The following is a 16,760-nucleotide window of genomic DNA, read 5'->3' as shown; positions in this document are numbered from 1 at the left end:
TATTTACATTCTGAAGACGCCAAACTCGCTATCAGGAATGGGGGCATTTAATGCTGCCGTTAGCGCCTGACTCAACACCTGACGGGTTTGTTTGGGGTCAATAATTCCGTCATCCCATAGCCGAGCGCTCGCAAAATAGGGATGTCCTTGTGTTTCATACAAGTCTATGATTGATTCTCTAAAAGTGTGTTCTTCTTGCTCTGACCACGCTTCTCCCTGGCGTTCCTTCGCGTCTTTTCGAACTTGTGTTAAGACGCCTGCCGCTTGTTCTCCGCCCATCACAGAAATACGCGCGTTAGGCCACATCCACATCATGGTTGGATCATAAGCTCGGCCGCACATGCCATAATTGCCAGCGCCGTACGACCCACCGATGATCACGGTAAACTTCGGTACGTCAGCACAAGCGACGGCCATCACCAGCTTGGCGCCATGTTTTGCGATGCCTTCTTCTTCCACCTTTTTCCCGACCATAAATCCGGTAATGTTTTGGAGAAAGAGAAGCGGTGTTTTCCGTTTGGCGCAAAGTTCAATAAAGTGCGCGCCTTTTTGTGCCGATTCAGAAAACAAGATACCGTTGTTTGCCACAATACCGATCAAGTGTCCGTGAATGCGAGCAAAGCCACACACTAACGTTCTGCCGTACAAGGCTTTGAATTCGTCAAAATCAGAATCATCGACGATGCGGGCAATGATTTCTCGAACGTCGAATGATAGTCGTAAGTTGGCATTCACGATTCCGTAGATTTCTTTTGCATCGTAGCGGGGAGGTAGCACGGTGTTTTCCGGCTTAATCGATTTCGCTCTATTGGCATTGGCAATGGCTTCTCGAGCAAGCATTAGGGCATGCTCATCATTTTCAGCGTAATAATCAGCAACACCAGATTTACGACAATGCACGTCTGCACCGCCGAGCTCTTCACCCGTCACGACTTCGCCAGTGGCCGCTTTCACCAGAGGCGGTCCCGCCAAAAATATGGTGCCTTGCTCTTTGACCATAATGGACACATCCGCCATGGCAGGAACATATGCGCCCCCAGCAGTGCAAAGCCCCATCACAACAGCAACCTGAGGGATGCCTTTTGCTGACATCCTCGCTTGGTTAAAGAAAATGCGACCAAAGTGTTCTTTGTCGGGGAAGACGTCGGACTGATGAGGGAGATTTGCGCCACCGGAGTCCACCAAGTATATGCAGGGGAGTTGGCAACGTTGGGCTATCTCTTGCGCTCTAAGGTGTTTTTTTACCGTGAGTGGGTAGTAGGTTCCGCCTTTTACCGAAGCATCGTTGGCGATGACCATACATTGAATCCCCGCTATGAAACCAATGCCGGCGATAACGCCAGCGCAGGGGATGGATTCGTCATACACTTGCCAGGCGGCAAACTGGCTGATTTCAAGAAAGTCAGTGTTGTCATCAAGCAAGCGCGCGATGCGTTCTCGTGCGGGGAGTTTTCCTTTTTGCCTCTGGTGCTGAATGGCTTTTTCACCGCCTCCTTGTTTGATGGTCTCGATATGTTGATTCAGTTGAGTGACCAACGTTTCCATCGCAGCTTTATTGGAAAGAAATAACTCGTCAGTTGGCTTAGTTTTACTTTTGATAATGGCCATAATGACTTCCTTATCGTATGTTCCTTTAGCGAGATTCTTCGAACAGTTCTCGGCCTATTAACATGCGGCGAATCTCTGAGGTACCCGCACCGATTTCATAAAGCTTTGCATCACGTAGCAAACGACCAGCAGGGTATTCATTGATGTAGCCATTCCCACCGAGCAATTGGATTGCATCGAGTGCCATTTGTGTGGCGAGTTCTGCACTGTATAGAATCGCTCCTGCGGCATCTTTACGCGTTGCGTTACCTCGATCACAAGCCGCTGCGACGGTATATACATACGCTTTTGCTGCACTCATTCGAGAGTACATATCGGCGATCTTGCCCTGAACTAACTGAAACTCGCCAATGGATTTTCCAAACTGCTCTCGTTCATGTGCGTACGGGACCACAATGTCCATGCAAGCTTGCATTATCCCGAGTGGTCCGGCAGCGAGGACGACGCGCTCGTAATCTAGTCCACTCATTAACACCTCGACGCCTTGATTCAGATCGCCAAGAATATTCTCTTTCGGCACTACGCAATTGTTAAACACAAGTTCGCAAGTGTTCGAGCCTCTCATGCCTAGTTTGTCCAGCTTTTGAGCATGGCTGAAACCTTCGACGTTGCGTTCAACAATGAATGCGGTAATACCTCGTGAACCTGCATTGACATCCGTTTTAGCGTAAAGCACCACTATGTCAGCGTCGGGACCGTTGGTGATCCACATTTTGTTGCCATTTAGTACAAAATGGTCGCCCTTGTTCTCTGCTTTCAGTTGCATGCTTATCACGTCTGAACCTGCATTGGGCTCACTCATAGCTAGGGCGCCAACGTGCGTACCATCGATGAGTTTGGGAAGGTATTTCTTGCGTTGAGAAGGAGTGCCATTGCGAAAGATCTGATTGACGCACAGATTAGAATGAGCGCCGTAGCTTAAAGCGACGGAGGCAGAGGCACGGCTGATTTCTTCCATCGCCACAACGTGAGCGAGGTATCCCATGCCTGCACCACCAAATTCTTCATCGACGGTGACACCAAGCAACCCCATATCTCCAAACAAAGGCCACAAATGCTTCGGAAACTGGTTATCGCGGTCTATATCTGCGGCGATGGGAGCAATATGTTCCGTAGAAAAGGCATTAACGTGGTCTCGGAGCATATCGATGGTATCACCAAGTCCGAAATTCAGTGGGGCGTAGGTGCTTTTCATAACGTCTCCCGATATCAGAGGTAAGGTGGAAAAGCCGATTGCAGTGTCGCTATTTGAGTATAGCGGTTATGTCTCTTTGCTTTTGAGTGTTTGAATACAGCGTTCTTTAGCGGCATTCAACTCTGCCATTACGACGCTGATGTCATTGAGTTGCTGTTGTAGGACTGCTTGTTTCTCTTCAATGATATTGAGCATTTTCAATAACTGTCCTTCGGTTTGTTGCATGTCATAGAGCTCGAAAAGTTCACGAATTTCTGCCAGTGAAAAACCGAGCCGTTTCCCTCTCAAAATCAGTTTGAGACGAATTTTATCTCTGCGTTGATAAACGCGCATGTTGCCTTTTCGCTCTGGTTCAATCAGACCTACGTCCTCATAAAACCGGATACTGCGAGTGGTAATATCAAACTCCTTGGCGAGGTCACTGATCTTGTATTTTTCCATAACATACTTACCTCGAATAAAAATCCAGTTTCTGGAAATCGAACCTTCAACGGAAAGGCCGAACGCAAATTTTGAAAGATAAACGCCTACTTGGTGTGTTTTTTCATCTCATTGTAAAGGCTAGTGCTATGCTTACGTAAACGTCAAGAAATCGCAGTATGAAAGTTTGTCAGTGAGAAAGGGCGACAAAGACTGGCGTAGCACTTGGTAAGCAATGTCATGCAAGGGCGTTATCAGTCAGTCTAGTGTTCACATATACCTCAAGGGAATGCGAATCATGGAAAAAGACATCTGGATTGTCAGCGCGAAGAGAACGCCGATCGGGCGCTTTCAAGGAAAGTTGCAAACTTACTCCGCTCCCCAATTAGGTGCACAAGCGATAAAAGCTGCGATGCATGAAGTGAATGTGACATCTGTAGATGAAGTTTTCATGGGATGTGTGCTCCCTGCGGGTTGTGGGCAAGCCCCGGCGAGACAAGCGGCAATTGGTGCGGATTTACCCATGAGTGTAGGGTGCACGACTATCAATAAAGTGTGTGGCTCGGGCATGAAGAGCGTCATGTTGGCGCACGATCTTATCAAAGCTGGAATGATTCGAACGGCCATTGCTGGTGGTATGGAGAGTATGACCAATGCGCCGTATTTATTGAAAGAGGCGAGAAAGGGAATGCGCATGGGCCACCAGTCGACGTATGACCACATGTTTCTCGATGGATTGCAAGATGCGTATGAAGGGCACTTAATGGGTGTTTATGCTCAGCACGTCGCAGACAGGCTTAAGTTTACCAGAGAGCAAATGGACGAATGGGCAGTGATGTCGGCAAAACGTGCGTTGGAAGCTCAAGAGCGAGGCTTATTTGCAGACGAGCTCTCACCGATTGAATTCAACACCAAGTCTGAACAAGGAACGTTGGATTACGATGAGCACCCGCGCTCGATTGTTCTGGATAAAATCCCTCAACTCAAACCTGCATTCGATAAAAAAGGCACGGTGACCGCTGCTAATTCGAGTGCGATTTCCGATGGCGCTGCAGCGCTTGTTCTAATGGATGAAGAGACTGCGATCCACCAAGGTCTTGAGCCACTCGCCGTTATCAAGTCTCACGCCACACACGCCAGAAAACCTGCTGAATATACTTTGGCTCCCGTTTATGCGATTGAACAGTTGTTGTCTCAATTGGATTGGTCAATTGACGAAGTGGATCTGTGGGAGATAAATGAAGCCTTTGCTGTCGTGACACAAATCGCGGTAGCAGAACTTGGGCTTGATATGAGTAAAGTCAATATTAAAGGCGGAGCGTGTGCACTGGGACATCCGATAGGCGCAAGTGGCGCACGAATTCTGGTGACATTGATTCATAGTTTGCGTCAGCTACAAGCTTTAGGTACCGACGGTGATCTAGACGCCAAAAAAGTGATGCGAGGCGTTGCGTCACTTTGTATCGGTGGTGGAGAGGCAACGGCGATAGGCATTGAAATACCGCTTTAATTGAAATCAGAAGGAGTAAATGATGACTCGTTTGGTTCCCTTGTTTATTGGTGGAGAGTTTCGTGAATCTCAAACTTCGGATTGGGTTGAGGTGACCAATCCTGCCACTAATGATGTCATTGCGTACGTTCCCTGCTCAACGGATCACGAGATGGAAGCCGCCATTGATAATGCGAAAGAGACATTCCAATCCTGGAAGGAAGTGGCAGTATCCGAGCGTGCCAGAGTCATGCTTCGTTATCAGCACCTTCTCAAAGAACATCATGATGAGCTTGCCACACTGCTTTCTCATGAAACGGGTAAGATTTTAGCGGATGCTAAAGGCGATGTGTGGCGAGGTATAGAGGTTGTTGAGCAGGCTGCAAACATTGCCAGCAATATGATGGGCGAAACCGTCGAAAATGTTGCCACGGATATTGATAGTTACTCAATGATTCAGCCCCTAGGTGTGTGTTGCGGCATTACGCCGTTTAACTTTCCTGCCATGATTCCGTTGTGGATGTTCCCAATCGCTATCGCGGCGGGCAATACGTTTGTGCTCAAACCTTCCGAACAAGTGCCGTTGACTTCTATCCGTCTAGCCGAACTATTTGAGCAAGCTGGCGCGCCGAAAGGAGTGTTGCAAATCGTTCACGGTTGCAAAGACCAAGTCGACTTCCTACTGGCTCATCCTGACATTCGAGCGGTGTCATTTGTTGGCTCGGTTCCTGTTGCCCGTTATATCTACACCACGGGTACGAAACACTTTAAACGCGTTCAAGCTTTTGCTGGTGCTAAAAATCACATGGTGATCATGCCTGATGCGAACAAAGAACAAGTGGTGAATAACCTAGTGGGGTCCTCCGTTGGGGCGGCGGGGCAGCGTTGTATGGCGATTTCTGTTGCGGTATTTGTCGGCGATTCAAAACAATGGATTACAGACCTCAAACAGGCAATGGCGAAAGTACACCCAGGGCCTTGGGACGATGAGCAAGCTGCTTATGGCCCACTCATCAGTGAACAAGCTAAACAACGCGTATTGGACCTAATTGAAGATGGAAAACAACAAGGCGCAGTGTGTGAACTCGATGGCAGTCAGTGTGAAGTGGAAGGCTTTCCCGATGGAAACTGGATTGGCCCAACCTTGTTTAGCGGTGTAACAGCGAATATGTCGATTTACACGCAAGAGATATTTGGCCCTGTTTTGGTTTGCATGGAAGTGGATACGTTACAAGAAGCTATTGAGTTAGTGAATCGCAACCCATACGGGAACGGCACTTCCATTTTTACGGCTAATGGCGCTGCTGCAAGAAAATATCAGCATGACATTCAAGTCGGTCAGGTTGGGATCAATGTGCCTATTCCGGTACCTTTGCCATTTTTCTCTTTTACAGGCTGGAGAGGCAGTTTCTATGGCGATTTGCATGCGTATGGTAAACAAGCGGTACGTTTTTATACCGAGACTAAAACGGTGACGGCACGTTGGTTTGATGACGATATTCCAACGGGGCCTAATTTGACCATCCAACTGCGCTGAGTGAATAGAAGGAGCTTTTATGGACTTTGAACTTAATGAAGATCAACGTGCATTTGCCGATACCGCTCAGCAATTTGCCGATGAGCGTTTAGCGCCGATGGCGGCGGAGTGGGATGAAAAACAGATCTTCCCCAAAGACGTATTGAGAGAGTCGGGAGAGTTAGGTTTCCTGAGTCTCTACACTCCAGAAGCGCAAGGTGGCCTAGGGCTGAGTCGCTTAGATGCTTCAATTATCTTTGAACAACTGGCCATGGGATGTACGTCCACTACGGCGTTTATGACGATTCACAACATGGTCAGTTGGATGATAGCCAGTTTTGCTACCGATGAAGCCAAAACGCAGTTCTGCCCGAAGTTAGTTACTGGGGAATGGTTAGGCTCCTATTGCTTAACCGAGCCCAACGCAGGATCAGACGCCGCTGCACTGACCACTTCCGCTACAAAAAAGGGGGATAAGTATGTCCTCAACGGTGGCAAAACCTTTATCTCTGGCGCAGGAGAGACAGATGTTTTGGTCGTGATGGCGAGAACCGGAGAAGCGGGTGCCAAAGGCGTGTCTGCATGTGTTGTTCCTGCTCAAACAGATGGTATCAGCTATGGGCGCAAAGAACTCAAAATGGGTTGGAACAGCCAACCAACACGAGCGGTTACTTTTGAAAATGTCGTTATTCCAGCTAGCCATTTACTGGGCGAAGAAGGGCACGGTTTTGTCTTTGCGATGAAAGGGCTTGATGGAGGGCGTATAAACATTGCGACCTGCTCCGTCGGTACGGCTCAACAGGCCCTTAATCAGGCGACACGGTACATTCAAGAACGTAAGCAGTTCGGCAAGCCGCTTGCGCAGTTTCAAGCCTTACAATTCAAATTGGCAGACATGGCGACAGAGCTAGTGGCTGCGCGGCAGTTGGTGCGCTATGCCGCCAGTAAGCTCGACCGAAATGACCCAGATGCCACTGCTTATTGCGCGATGGCAAAACGGTTCGCAACCGATGTGGGCTTTCAGGTTTGCGACCAAGCGCTGCAGCTTTATGGCGGCTATGGTTATATCAAAGAGTATCCAATGGAACGTCATTTCAGAGATGTGCGTGTGCATCAAATTCTGGAGGGAACGAACGAAATTATGCGTTTAATCATCGCGCGCCGTTTGCTCTCTGAGGAGTCGACCTTGCTGTAGCGAAGTATTGGATTTGTTCATTGAGAAAGGATTCATATATGCCATTAACCCAAGAAGCCATTCAACATACGATCGCTAATCACGTTGCGGTGGTGACGATGAACAACCCGCCAGCCAATACGTGGACAGCAGAGAGCCTCAAGGCATTGAAGTCGCTCATACTCACACTTAACAATGATAAGCAGGTCTACGCACTGGTTTTAACCGGCAGTGGAGAAAAGTTTTTCTCTGCAGGTGCGGATCTCAAGCTATTTTCTGATGGTGACAAAGCGGTTGCGTTAGACATGGCGCGATGCTTTGGTGAAGCTTTTGAAACGCTCTCGGAATTCCGTGGTGTTTCCATTGCCGCCATTAATGGTTACGCCATGGGCGGAGGTTTAGAAGTGGCATTAGCTTGTGATATTCGAGTAGTTGAAGAGCAAGCGGTACTTGCTTTACCTGAAGCCAAAGTCGGACTTTTGCCCTGCGCTGGCGGTACCCAAAACCTCACAGCGTTAGTAGGAGAAGGCTGGGCAAAGCGCATCATTTTATGTGGAGAACAAGTTAGCGCTGACAAAGCAAAAGAACTAGGCTTGGCTGAGGAGTTGGTTCCCAAAGGCGAAGCTTTAAGTAAAGCGTTGGAGCTTGCTGAATCTGTTGCGAACCAGTCACCATCTTCTGTCGCCGCATGTAAGGCGCTCATTCAAAATATGCGCTCTGCGCCACTTAAGCACGGCTTAATGAAAGAGCGAGAGTTGTTTCTGAATCTTTTTGATACGGAAGATCAAGTTGAGGGTGTTCGCGCCTTTTTAGAAAAACGCCCACCGCAATGGAAAAACCGATAGGAGGCCACATGGCAGGGATGGTAACCATCAGTGAAATAGAGTGCTTAGATGGCGTGCACCGCATTGGTATCGCAACGTTAGACAACACCGCTTCATTGAATGCATTGACGTATGACATGTTAGTCCAACTTAACGATCAGCTTATCAAGTGGCAAGACGATCCGCATGTGACTTGTGTGGTACTCACTGGCGCTGGTGAAAAAGCATTCTGCGCTGGTGGCGATGTTCGAGCTATGTATCACGTCATGCATAACGAGAGTAAAGAAAAAATCGTAGAGTTCTGTACGGACTATTTCTCGTTGGAGTATGGGTGTGACTATCTTATCCACACTTACAACAAACCCATTATCGGCTGGGGAGAAGGTATTGTCATGGGTGGTGGGATGGGGCTTTTTATGGGAACCAGCCATAAAGTTGTGACAACAACATCACGCCTTGCTATGCCAGAAATCAATATCGGACTGTATCCTGATGTGGGAGGTACGTGGTTTTTAAGCCAGATAGATCCGCAAGTGGGTTTATTCCTCGGATTGACAGGTTCCATGGCGAATTCAAGTGACGCTGTCACTATTGGTTTGGCCGATTGGTTACTGTTGGAAGAGCAGTATCCCACCTTACTGGATGAGCTAAAGCGGCTCCAGTGGGGCAAAGAAGATGCGAAAGAGTTGGTAACTGCGCTACTACAATTAATGGAAGAACAGGTTATTGATAGCAAACCAACCACGCAAATTTGTCCATACTTAGATCAGATAGAGGAAGCGTGCAAAGGCTTTGATCTTAATGCAATAGCACAGCGAATCATGGCTATCGAAGGGAACAGTCAGTGGATAGAAAACGCGAAACAAACGTTCGCCGCGGGCAGTCCGATCACCGCACATATTTGCTTCAGACAAGTGAAAGAATACCACAGCTTACCACTTGCAGATTGCTTCCGCTTGGAGCTGAGTTTATCGGTTCGCAGCGCCTTATTAGGTGAGTTTAAAGAGGGCGTCCGTTCTCGGCTTATTGACCGGGATGGCGAACCTAACTGGATGTTTAACAGTGTCAGTGAAGTCGATGAAGATGTCATCGATACCTTGTTTACCTCACTTTGGCCGGATGACGAACATCCGCTTGCTGATTTGGGTGAACAAACACTAGGTCAATAAGGAGAATGATCATGAGTACCATCGCATTTATCGGTTTAGGAAGAATGGGGCATCCGATGGCGCAAAACTTATTAGCGTCTGGATTTAACGTGCAAGTATTTGATGTCGATAGCGAAGCGGCAAAGCAACTTGCACCTTTTGGTGCGGTGGTGGCGAGCTCTATTGAGGAAGTCGTGGATGGTGCAAGCACAGTCATCACGATGCTACCAGCAGGTTCTCACGTTCGTTCCGTGTATCTTGGTGACTTACACGGCGGCGTAGGTGTCCTCAATCTTGTCTCGCCAAGTACCTTGATGATTGATTGTTCAACTATTGATCCGGACTCTGCGCGATTAGTCGCCAATGAAGCGGCAAATAAACGCGTGTTGTTTGTCGACGCGCCCGTTTCGGGTGGCGTTGCCGGCGCTAAAGCGGCGACATTAACCTTTATTGTTGGTGGCTCGGATGAAGCATTTTCTAAAGCCAATGCCATTTTGCAGTACATGGGAAAAAATGTTTTCCATGCCGGTAAAGCGGGCGATGGTCAAATGGCGAAAATCTGTAACAACCTTATGCTCGGCATTTTAATGTCTGGTACGTGCGAGGCGCTAAATCTAGGTATCGATCATGGGCTCGATCCCAAAGTGTTATCAAACATCATGCTTCAAAGCTCAGGCCGAAATTGGGCATTGGAGCTTTACAATCCTTGCCCAGGCGTGATGGACAGTGCACCAGCCAGCAACGATTACCAACCGGGCTTTATGAGCAAACTTATGTTGAAAGATCTCGGTTTGGGGTTAGATGCGGCGTTACAAACACACTCTTCGGTTCCGATGGGCTCACTGGCGCGTAATTTATATTCTTTCCACAACGCGAGCGGCCATGGCGAGCTCGACTTCTCAAGCTTGTTTGAGTTTTACAAGAGTAAGAAGGGCTAGACTGAGTTTTGCTACAAAACCGTCTGAAATGGTGAAGTAAAACTCATCATTTCGGACCTCCTAAACAGGCTTGAAATAGGGAACATTATTAGCGACGGAGTGCAGTAACTATGGATATTAAAAATAGTGTCATTGCCATTACAGGTGCAGGGCAGGGACTTGGGCAAATGATGGCAATTACGCTTGCTCAAGCCGGTGCAGATTTAGCGTTATTAGATGTAAACGTTAGCGGCTTAATGGAAACACAAGAGCAGTGCCGAATGCTGAGCGCAAAAGCGTTGACTTATCAAGTGGATGTAACGAGCGAAATCGATGTTGAAAACACGTTTGAAGCGGTTATCCAAGATTTTGGCCAACTCAATGGGCTAGTCAATAACGCTGGCGTGCTAAGAGATGGGTTACTTGTAAAATCAAAAGACGGCGTGATCAGTAAGATGTCTTTGGATCAATTCAATTTGGTCATGAACGTCAACGTTACGGGGACATTTTTGTGTGGGCGTGAAGCTGCCGTCAAGATGATTGAGAGCGGTTCACAAGGCGTTATCATCAATATTTCTAGTGTCGCGAGAGCAGGGAATATCGGTCAAACCAATTATTCTGCATCTAAAGCGGCGGTCGCAACCATGGCAACAACGTGGGCCCGTGAGTTAGCAAGATACGGTATCCGCGCGGCGGCGATTGCACCAGGTGTGGTACATACCGCGATGGCAGAGCAAATGAAACCAGAAGCCATAGAACGGCTAGAAAAGATGATCCCAATTGGAAGGATGGGTGAAACAAGTGAAATCGCGCATGCAGTAAAATACATTCTTGAGAGTGATTACTTTACTGGCAGAGTTTTAGAAGTAGATGGAGGCATTCGTATGTAAAGCCCTAGGGTTAGGCCCCACAGACCGGAATGACAAGCTTCTTTCCCTTTCAACATTTCCTATTTTTCCGAGAGCCAGCTCTGGGCAACGTAAGTGTGTTTATTACTCATGTTTGGATTCGCCCTGCGAATGGTTTGCCAAAAGTAAATAATGAGAAGTAAATACCACTCAAATACTAAGTGAAATCATTATTTTGACATTAATCACAATTTTCCACTTTTAATTTCCCCTTCGTAATCAAGCTATCTATGTAAATGCAGTTGATAGTCAGTCTCATCAAAATGAATTTGCAACTGTCTGTTTCAAAAGACATTAACTGTGAAACACGTGAAATTCGTGTTGAGGTTAATCTCCTATTTTAAGAGTGTGGGTTTCATTAATGGAAGGTTAGTTTCCAGTTGTGGCTAATGAGCTTTAACTTTTTACTCCTCATAATGCGCCAAATGTAACATTGTGTTTCAAAGTGTAACAATAAACTCACACTAATAGTGTGGTTTTGATCTCCACTCAATTCCGTTTTGTTTCGCTCTGATCCCGACGTTACTCATGCTCAACACATAAACATTCTAATGACTATAACAACTGGTTCTTAGCTTGATACCAATCGTAGCAAGTAATTGTTCATTCTAGCTGGTTAAGATGCTTGATAACGGCGCTGAAAAATTTGTAAGTAGAATAACTACTTATCAAAATTTTTGCCTTTTTATCAAACATTCCCCTGCGCTGTTTCTGAGCTCTTATTTACTGTGATTGGCATTTGTTTTGAAACCAGACAACCATCGAGAAAGTTAATGGAAGCCTCAAGATATAAACGCATCTTGTCGAGGGGAAGTTTGGCGTCCGTCATACTTATGCTCTCAGGATGTAATTCAGCTTTACTTGACCCCAAAGGTGCCATTGGTGTGCAGGAAAAAGAGCTAATTATTACTGCTCTTTTGCTGATGTTGATCGTTGTAATCCCTGTGATTCTAATGACGATTTACTTTGCTTACCGATACCGCGCCTCTAACACTGAAGAAGAGTACGCACCCGAGTGGTCACACTCGACCAAAATCGAAGTGGTGGTATGGACAATTCCAATCATCATCATTGCGATTCTTGCGACGATCACATGGCGTTCGACTCATGAACTAGAGCCATCCAAACCTTTGGAAAGTGATGTTAAACCAATGACCATCGAAGTGGTGTCACTCGATTGGAAATGGTTGTTCATTTATCCAGAAGAAAACATTGCGACGGTGAACTATGTGGCGTTCCCGAAAGATGTGCCAGTGCAGTTCAAACTGACTTCGGACAACATCATGAACGCGTTTTTCATCCCTCGCTTAGGTACACAGATCTACGCGATGCCAGGAATGGTTACCAAGCTCAACCTGATAGCGAACCACGAAGGTGACTACAAGGGTTTTGCATCGAACTACAGCGGCGAAGGCTTTTCGCAAATGAAGTTCACAGCCTCCGCAATGTCTGATCGTGCAGCGTTCCTAAATTGGGTGCAGAAAGTGAAGGCGAGCCCTGATCGTATTGAAGATTGGGAGCAATACAGCTCACTGGCAGCGCCAAGTATCGCAGAGCCAGTCACTTTGTTCTCTAGCGTTCCTCCGTTCTTGTTCACCGACGTTGTGACTCAGCATCCTGGTTCAATGAACTGTTTGCCTGAAAACCAAGGATAATCGTAATGTTTGGAAGATTAACTCTTGATTCAGTTCCATTCCACGAACCTATTATCGTCATCACCTTAGCGGTTGTGGCGCTGGTTGGTTTAGCCGTAGTTTACGCGGTAACTAAAGCCGGAAAGTGGCAATATTTGTGGAATGAATGGTTTACTTCAGTAGACCATAAAAAACTTGGCTTCATGTACATCGCAGTAGCGATGGTGATGCTTGTTCGTGGTTTTGCTGACGCAGTCATGATGCGTAGTCAGCAACTCCTTTCTTCTGCGGGTGAAGCAGGTTACTTACCACCGCATCACTACGATCAAATTTTTACTGCCCATGGCGTGATCATGATCTTCTTCGTAGCGATGCCATTGGTTATTGGTCTGATGAACATCATCGTGCCATTGCAGATTGGTGCGCGTGACGTAGCTTTCCCGTATCTGAATAACTTGAGCTTCTGGCTGTTTGTTGTTGGTGTCATCCTAACAAACATGTCTCTCGGCTTAGGTGAATTTGGTCGCACCGGTTGGTTGGCGTATCCGCCGCTTTCAGGTATTGAGGCTAGCCCAGGAGTCGGGGTCGATTATTGGATTTGGGCGCTACAGATATCAGGGGTTGGTACGACGTTAACAGGCGTGAACTTCTTCGCGACCATTTTGCGTATGCGTACACCGTCTATGCCAATGATGAAGATGCCAGTTTTCACTTGGGCGTCTCTGTGTGCAAACATTTTGATCATCATTTCATTCCCAATCCTAACGGTGACTATCGCTCTGCTAACGCTGGATAGATACCTAGGCATGCACTTCTTTACCAATGATCTTGGCGGCAACGTAATGATGTACGTCAACCTGATTTGGGCTTGGGGCCACCCAGAAGTGTACATTTTGATCTTGCCAATTTTTGGTGTGTTCTCAGAGGTCACCGCAACCTTCTCACGTAAAAAGTTGTTCGGTTACACATCGCTAGTTTGGGCTACCGTAGTTATCACGATTCTTGCGTTTGTCGTTTGGCTACACCACTTCTTTACGATGGGATCTGGCGCGAACGTAAATGCCTTCTTCGGTATTGCCACGATGATCATTTCTATCCCAACAGGGGTGAAGATCTTCAACTGGCTATTCACCATGTACAAAGGCCGCATCCGCTTTACGACGCCAATGATGTGGACGGTGGGCTTCCTGATCACCTTTACTGTTGGTGGTATGACAGGCGTACTCATGGCTGTTCCGGGCGCAGATTTCGTTCTGCATAACTCAGTATTCCTGATTGCTCACTTCCACAACGTTATCATCGGTGGTGTAGTCTTTGGATGTTTCGCTGCGATCACTTACTGGTTCCCGAAAGCGACAGGCTTTACCATGAATGAAACTTGGGGCAAACGTGCGTTCTATCTTTGGATTATTGGTTTCTTAATGGCGTTCCTACCGCTTTACGCGCTGGGCTTTATGGGTATGACTCGTCGTTTAAGCCAAGACATCAACCCTGAATACTTCCCACTGTTGTCGATTGCCGCAGCAGGTACGGTTGTGATTGCGCTGGGCGTATTGTCTCAGTTCATCCAAATTTACGTGAGTATCCGTGACCGCGAGCAAAACCGTGACCTAACTGGTGACCCGTGGGGTGGTCGTACTCTTGAGTGGGCAACATCGTCTCCACCGCCGTTCTACAACTTTGCACACCTGCCAAAAGGTGATGTGCTGGATGCCTTCTGGTACCAGAAACAAAGTGGCGAGTTCGATCCAACTAAAGAAGTGGAATACGAACGTATTCATATGCCAAAAAACACGGCAACAGGCATCTACGTGTCGGCTTGGTCGCTCCTATTTGGCTTCGGCATGATTTGGTACATCTGGTGGCTAGCGGCAGCAAGTTTGGTCGGTATTATCGTGACGTGTATTCAGCACAGCTACAACGATGACGTGGATTACTACGTGGAAGTTGAAGAGATCAAAGCAATTGAGGCCGAGCGTCGAGCTCAGCTTGAAGAAGCGAAGAAAAACTCAGTGAAAGACAGCGAAAGTAAAGATGATCTGGAGGTGACGTATGCAAACTAATATCGCAGCACATCACGACCATGATCACCACCATGACACGAATGGCAACAAGCTATTTGGCTTTTGGGTTTACCTGATGAGTGACTGCGTACTGTTTGCGACCTTGTTCGCGACATACGCTGTGCTGTCGAGCAATTCAATTGCGGGCCCAACAGGTAAAGACATTTTCGAACTCCCATTCGTGTTTGTCGAAACCATGCTGCTGCTGTTTAGCAGTATCACATTTGGTTTTGGCATTATCGCGATGAAGCGCAACAACGTTGCTGGTCTCAAACGTTGGATGTTAGTAACGTTCGCGCTTGGTCTTGGCTTTATCTGTATGGAGGTCTATGAGTTCCATCACCTGATTGAAGAAGGCTATGGTCCACAAACAAGTGCATTCCTATCGGCATTCTTTACGTTGGTTGGTACGCACGGCCTGCACGTAACCTTTGGTCTGATTTGGTTAGCGGTAGCGTACCATCAACTGTCGACGAAAGGTCTGAACGACAATATGGCAATGCGCTTTAACTGCTTAAGCCTATTCTGGCACTTTCTAGATATCGTCTGGATTTGTGTCTTTACCATCGTTTACTTACTGGGGGTAATGTAATGGATCAACATGTAGAAACCAGTGCATCAGATTACGTGAAAGGCTTCATTGCCTCACTGATTCTGACGGTAATTCCGTTCTACTTTGTTTGGACGAAATCATTACCAGATACAACAACCTATGCGATTCTATTTGGATGTGCATTAGTGCAGATATTTGTTCACTTCAAATACTTCTTGCACATGGAAACAAAAACATCCGACGGACGTTGGAACCTTGTATCACTGATGTTTACCGCCATTGTTGTACTTATCCTTATCGCTGGCTCGGTATGGATCATCTACAACATGAACGTCAACATGAAGTTGTAGGCTAAGGTATGCTGAAAAGTTATTTGTCTATCACCAAACCGGGCATTATTTTCGGCAACCTGATTTCTGTTGCGGCGGGGTTCTTCCTCGCCGCAAAAACAGAACCAGCCAGTCTAATGTTGTTCGTTACAACGTTAGTTGGTGTGGGGTTAGTCATCGCTTCAGGTTGTGTGGTGAATAATATTTTTGATCGTGATATCGACCAAAAGATGGCACGTACACAAAATCGTGAAACAGTGAAAGGCAACATCAATATCGATATTGCGTTTGTTTATGCACTTGCTTTATTGCTGGTAGGAACCGCACTGTTATTTATCCGAGTGAACCCACTATCCGCTGTCGTCGTTTTGCTTGGCTACGTGTATTACGTGTTCTTTTACACGATGTGGTACAAACGTAACTCGGTGTATGGAACTTTAGTGGGAAGTATTTCAGGCGCAGTTCCGCCATTGGTGGGTTACTTGGCGGTAACAAACTTTATTAGCTTGGAAGCGATTTTACTCTTTACCATGTTCTGTCTCTGGCAAATGCCGCACTCGTACGCGATTGCCATGTTCCGGATGCAAGACTACCGAGAAGCCGGGATTCCCGTATTACCAGTTAAAGAGGGCATTCATAAAGCGCATCGACACATGAAAGCGTATGTCGTGGCGTTTGGGGCCGTATCGTTGGGGTTATTTTTACTTGGTGAAGCCGGGTATGAATACTTAGCGGTTGCAGCGGTTGTTTGCTTTATGTGGACGAAAGTGACCTTTCGCAGTATTGACGACAGCAACTACATCGCTTGGTCAAAGTCGGTGTTTAAAGTCTCACTGCTAGTGGTGATGGGGATTAGTGGTGTACTAGGATTAGAGCTTATTCCGTTGCCGTTTATTTATTGAGTTTGAAGTTTTTTAATATCACTTCCATGTAGCTCCCATTCTGAGAGCTACATGCTTTGCTAGACTCGAATTCATGCCTA

General features: G+C 47.0%; 15 protein-coding genes. 12 read left to right on the top strand and 3 right to left on the bottom strand.

The features are described 5' to 3' along the window. Positions 1–3: 3 nt before the first annotated feature. From D8S93_RS14290 to D8S93_RS14280, 3 genes are all read right to left on the bottom strand, one after another. On the bottom strand, positions 4–1,608 hold the full coding sequence (locus D8S93_RS14290; RefSeq protein WP_152813877.1) for a carboxyl transferase domain-containing protein: 1,605 nt from the start codon (positions 1,606–1,608) through the stop codon (positions 4–6). A gap of 25 nt (positions 1,609–1,633) precedes the next feature. Next, positions 1,634–2,803: an isovaleryl-CoA dehydrogenase gene (locus D8S93_RS14285; protein ID WP_152813875.1), complete on the bottom strand. Its 1,170-nt coding sequence runs from the start codon at positions 2,801–2,803 to the stop codon at positions 1,634–1,636. 66 nt (positions 2,804–2,869) lie between these two features. Further along, the gene (locus D8S93_RS14280) at positions 2,870–3,244 is read right to left on the bottom strand and encodes a MerR family transcriptional regulator (protein WP_012842485.1); all 375 of its coding nucleotides are present in this window, start codon (positions 3,242–3,244) and stop codon (positions 2,870–2,872) included. Positions 3,245–3,521: 277 nt separating this feature from the next. Between D8S93_RS14280 and D8S93_RS14275 the strand changes: the two genes are divergently transcribed. The 12 genes from D8S93_RS14275 to cyoE all read left to right on the top strand — a co-directional run bounded on the left by D8S93_RS14275 (position 3,522) and on the right by cyoE (position 16,680). Then, the gene (locus tag D8S93_RS14275) at positions 3,522–4,733 is read left to right on the top strand and encodes a thiolase family protein (RefSeq protein WP_152813873.1); all 1,212 of its coding nucleotides are present in this window, start codon (positions 3,522–3,524) and stop codon (positions 4,731–4,733) included. Between the two features lie 22 nt (positions 4,734–4,755). Continuing rightward, positions 4,756–6,249, top strand: a complete 1,494-nt coding sequence (locus tag D8S93_RS14270) for a CoA-acylating methylmalonate-semialdehyde dehydrogenase (RefSeq protein ID WP_152814040.1) — start codon at positions 4,756–4,758, stop codon at positions 6,247–6,249. Between the two features lie 19 nt (positions 6,250–6,268). Then, positions 6,269–7,423 (top strand): acyl-CoA dehydrogenase family protein, encoded by a 1,155-nt coding sequence (locus D8S93_RS14265; protein WP_152813871.1) that lies wholly within the window; start codon positions 6,269–6,271, stop codon positions 7,421–7,423. A gap of 38 nt (positions 7,424–7,461) precedes the next feature. Next, on the top strand, positions 7,462–8,247 hold the full coding sequence (locus tag D8S93_RS14260; RefSeq protein ID WP_152813869.1) for an enoyl-CoA hydratase: 786 nt from the start codon (positions 7,462–7,464) through the stop codon (positions 8,245–8,247). 8 nt (positions 8,248–8,255) lie between these two features. Next, the gene (locus tag D8S93_RS14255) at positions 8,256–9,395 is read left to right on the top strand and encodes an enoyl-CoA hydratase/isomerase family protein (protein ID WP_152813867.1); all 1,140 of its coding nucleotides are present in this window, start codon (positions 8,256–8,258) and stop codon (positions 9,393–9,395) included. A gap of 11 nt (positions 9,396–9,406) precedes the next feature. Further along, the gene (gene mmsB / locus D8S93_RS14250; RefSeq protein WP_005390978.1) at positions 9,407–10,312 is read left to right on the top strand and encodes a 3-hydroxyisobutyrate dehydrogenase; all 906 of its coding nucleotides are present in this window, start codon (positions 9,407–9,409) and stop codon (positions 10,310–10,312) included. A gap of 110 nt (positions 10,313–10,422) precedes the next feature. After that, positions 10,423–11,181 carry an SDR family oxidoreductase gene (locus D8S93_RS14245; RefSeq protein ID WP_152813865.1) on the top strand — a complete coding sequence of 253 codons (759 nt, stop codon included), beginning with the start codon at positions 10,423–10,425 and terminating at the stop codon, positions 11,179–11,181. 791 nt (positions 11,182–11,972) lie between these two features. Continuing rightward, the gene (gene cyoA / locus D8S93_RS14240) at positions 11,973–12,854 is read left to right on the top strand and encodes a ubiquinol oxidase subunit II (RefSeq protein WP_005388604.1); all 882 of its coding nucleotides are present in this window, start codon (positions 11,973–11,975) and stop codon (positions 12,852–12,854) included. A gap of 5 nt (positions 12,855–12,859) precedes the next feature. Beyond that, positions 12,860–14,896, top strand: coding sequence for a cytochrome o ubiquinol oxidase subunit I (gene cyoB, locus D8S93_RS14235; RefSeq protein WP_005375781.1), 2,037 nt, complete (start codon positions 12,860–12,862; stop codon positions 14,894–14,896). Continuing rightward, entirely contained in the window at positions 14,886–15,488 is a 603-nt protein-coding gene (gene cyoC / locus D8S93_RS14230) for a cytochrome o ubiquinol oxidase subunit III (protein ID WP_005375782.1), read from the top strand. Before cyoB ends, cyoC begins: the two co-directional genes overlap by 11 nt. Beyond that, the gene (cyoD, locus tag D8S93_RS14225) at positions 15,488–15,799 is read left to right on the top strand and encodes a cytochrome o ubiquinol oxidase subunit IV (protein WP_012842490.1); all 312 of its coding nucleotides are present in this window, start codon (positions 15,488–15,490) and stop codon (positions 15,797–15,799) included. Before cyoC ends, cyoD begins: the two co-directional genes overlap by 1 nt. Positions 15,800–15,807: 8 nt before the next feature. After that, on the top strand, positions 15,808–16,680 hold the full coding sequence (cyoE, locus tag D8S93_RS14220) for a heme o synthase (protein WP_101911873.1): 873 nt from the start codon (positions 15,808–15,810) through the stop codon (positions 16,678–16,680). Positions 16,681–16,760: the final 80 nt, after the last annotated feature.

The organism is Vibrio sp. VGrn 2 (assembly GCF_009361695.1).
Classification (GTDB): Bacteria; Pseudomonadota; Gammaproteobacteria; order Enterobacterales; family Vibrionaceae; genus Vibrio; species Vibrio diabolicus.
The sequence above is the reverse complement of the archived record's forward strand: the minus strand, read 5'-3'. Positions and strand labels throughout refer to the sequence as shown.

Excerpts from the sequence above, each read along its gene's own strand:
- cyoD (WP_012842490.1), top strand. The coding sequence starts at position 15,488 with ATGGATCAACATGTAGAAACCAGTGCATCAGATTACGTGAAAGGCTTC.
- D8S93_RS14275 (WP_152813873.1), top strand. The coding sequence starts at position 3,522 with ATGGAAAAAGACATCTGGATTGTCAGCGCGAAGAGAACGCCGATCGGG.
- cyoC (WP_005375782.1), top strand. The coding sequence starts at position 14,886 with ATGCAAACTAATATCGCAGCACATCACGACCATGATCACCACCATGAC.
- D8S93_RS14290 (WP_152813877.1), bottom strand. The coding sequence starts at position 1,608 with ATGGCCATTATCAAAAGTAAAACTAAGCCAACTGACGAGTTATTTCTT.
- mmsB (WP_005390978.1), top strand. The coding sequence starts at position 9,407 with ATGAGTACCATCGCATTTATCGGTTTAGGAAGAATGGGGCATCCGATG.
- D8S93_RS14265 (WP_152813871.1), top strand. The coding sequence starts at position 6,269 with ATGGACTTTGAACTTAATGAAGATCAACGTGCATTTGCCGATACCGCT.
- D8S93_RS14260 (WP_152813869.1), top strand. The coding sequence starts at position 7,462 with ATGCCATTAACCCAAGAAGCCATTCAACATACGATCGCTAATCACGTT.
- D8S93_RS14245 (WP_152813865.1), top strand. The coding sequence starts at position 10,423 with ATGGATATTAAAAATAGTGTCATTGCCATTACAGGTGCAGGGCAGGGA.
- cyoE (WP_101911873.1), top strand. The coding sequence starts at position 15,808 with ATGCTGAAAAGTTATTTGTCTATCACCAAACCGGGCATTATTTTCGGC.
- cyoB (WP_005375781.1), top strand. The coding sequence starts at position 12,860 with ATGTTTGGAAGATTAACTCTTGATTCAGTTCCATTCCACGAACCTATT.
- D8S93_RS14280 (WP_012842485.1), bottom strand. The coding sequence starts at position 3,244 with ATGGAAAAATACAAGATCAGTGACCTCGCCAAGGAGTTTGATATTACC.
- cyoA (WP_005388604.1), top strand. The coding sequence starts at position 11,973 with ATGGAAGCCTCAAGATATAAACGCATCTTGTCGAGGGGAAGTTTGGCG.
- D8S93_RS14285 (WP_152813875.1), bottom strand. The coding sequence starts at position 2,803 with ATGAAAAGCACCTACGCCCCACTGAATTTCGGACTTGGTGATACCATC.
- D8S93_RS14255 (WP_152813867.1), top strand. The coding sequence starts at position 8,256 with ATGGCAGGGATGGTAACCATCAGTGAAATAGAGTGCTTAGATGGCGTG.
- D8S93_RS14270 (WP_152814040.1), top strand. The coding sequence starts at position 4,756 with ATGACTCGTTTGGTTCCCTTGTTTATTGGTGGAGAGTTTCGTGAATCT.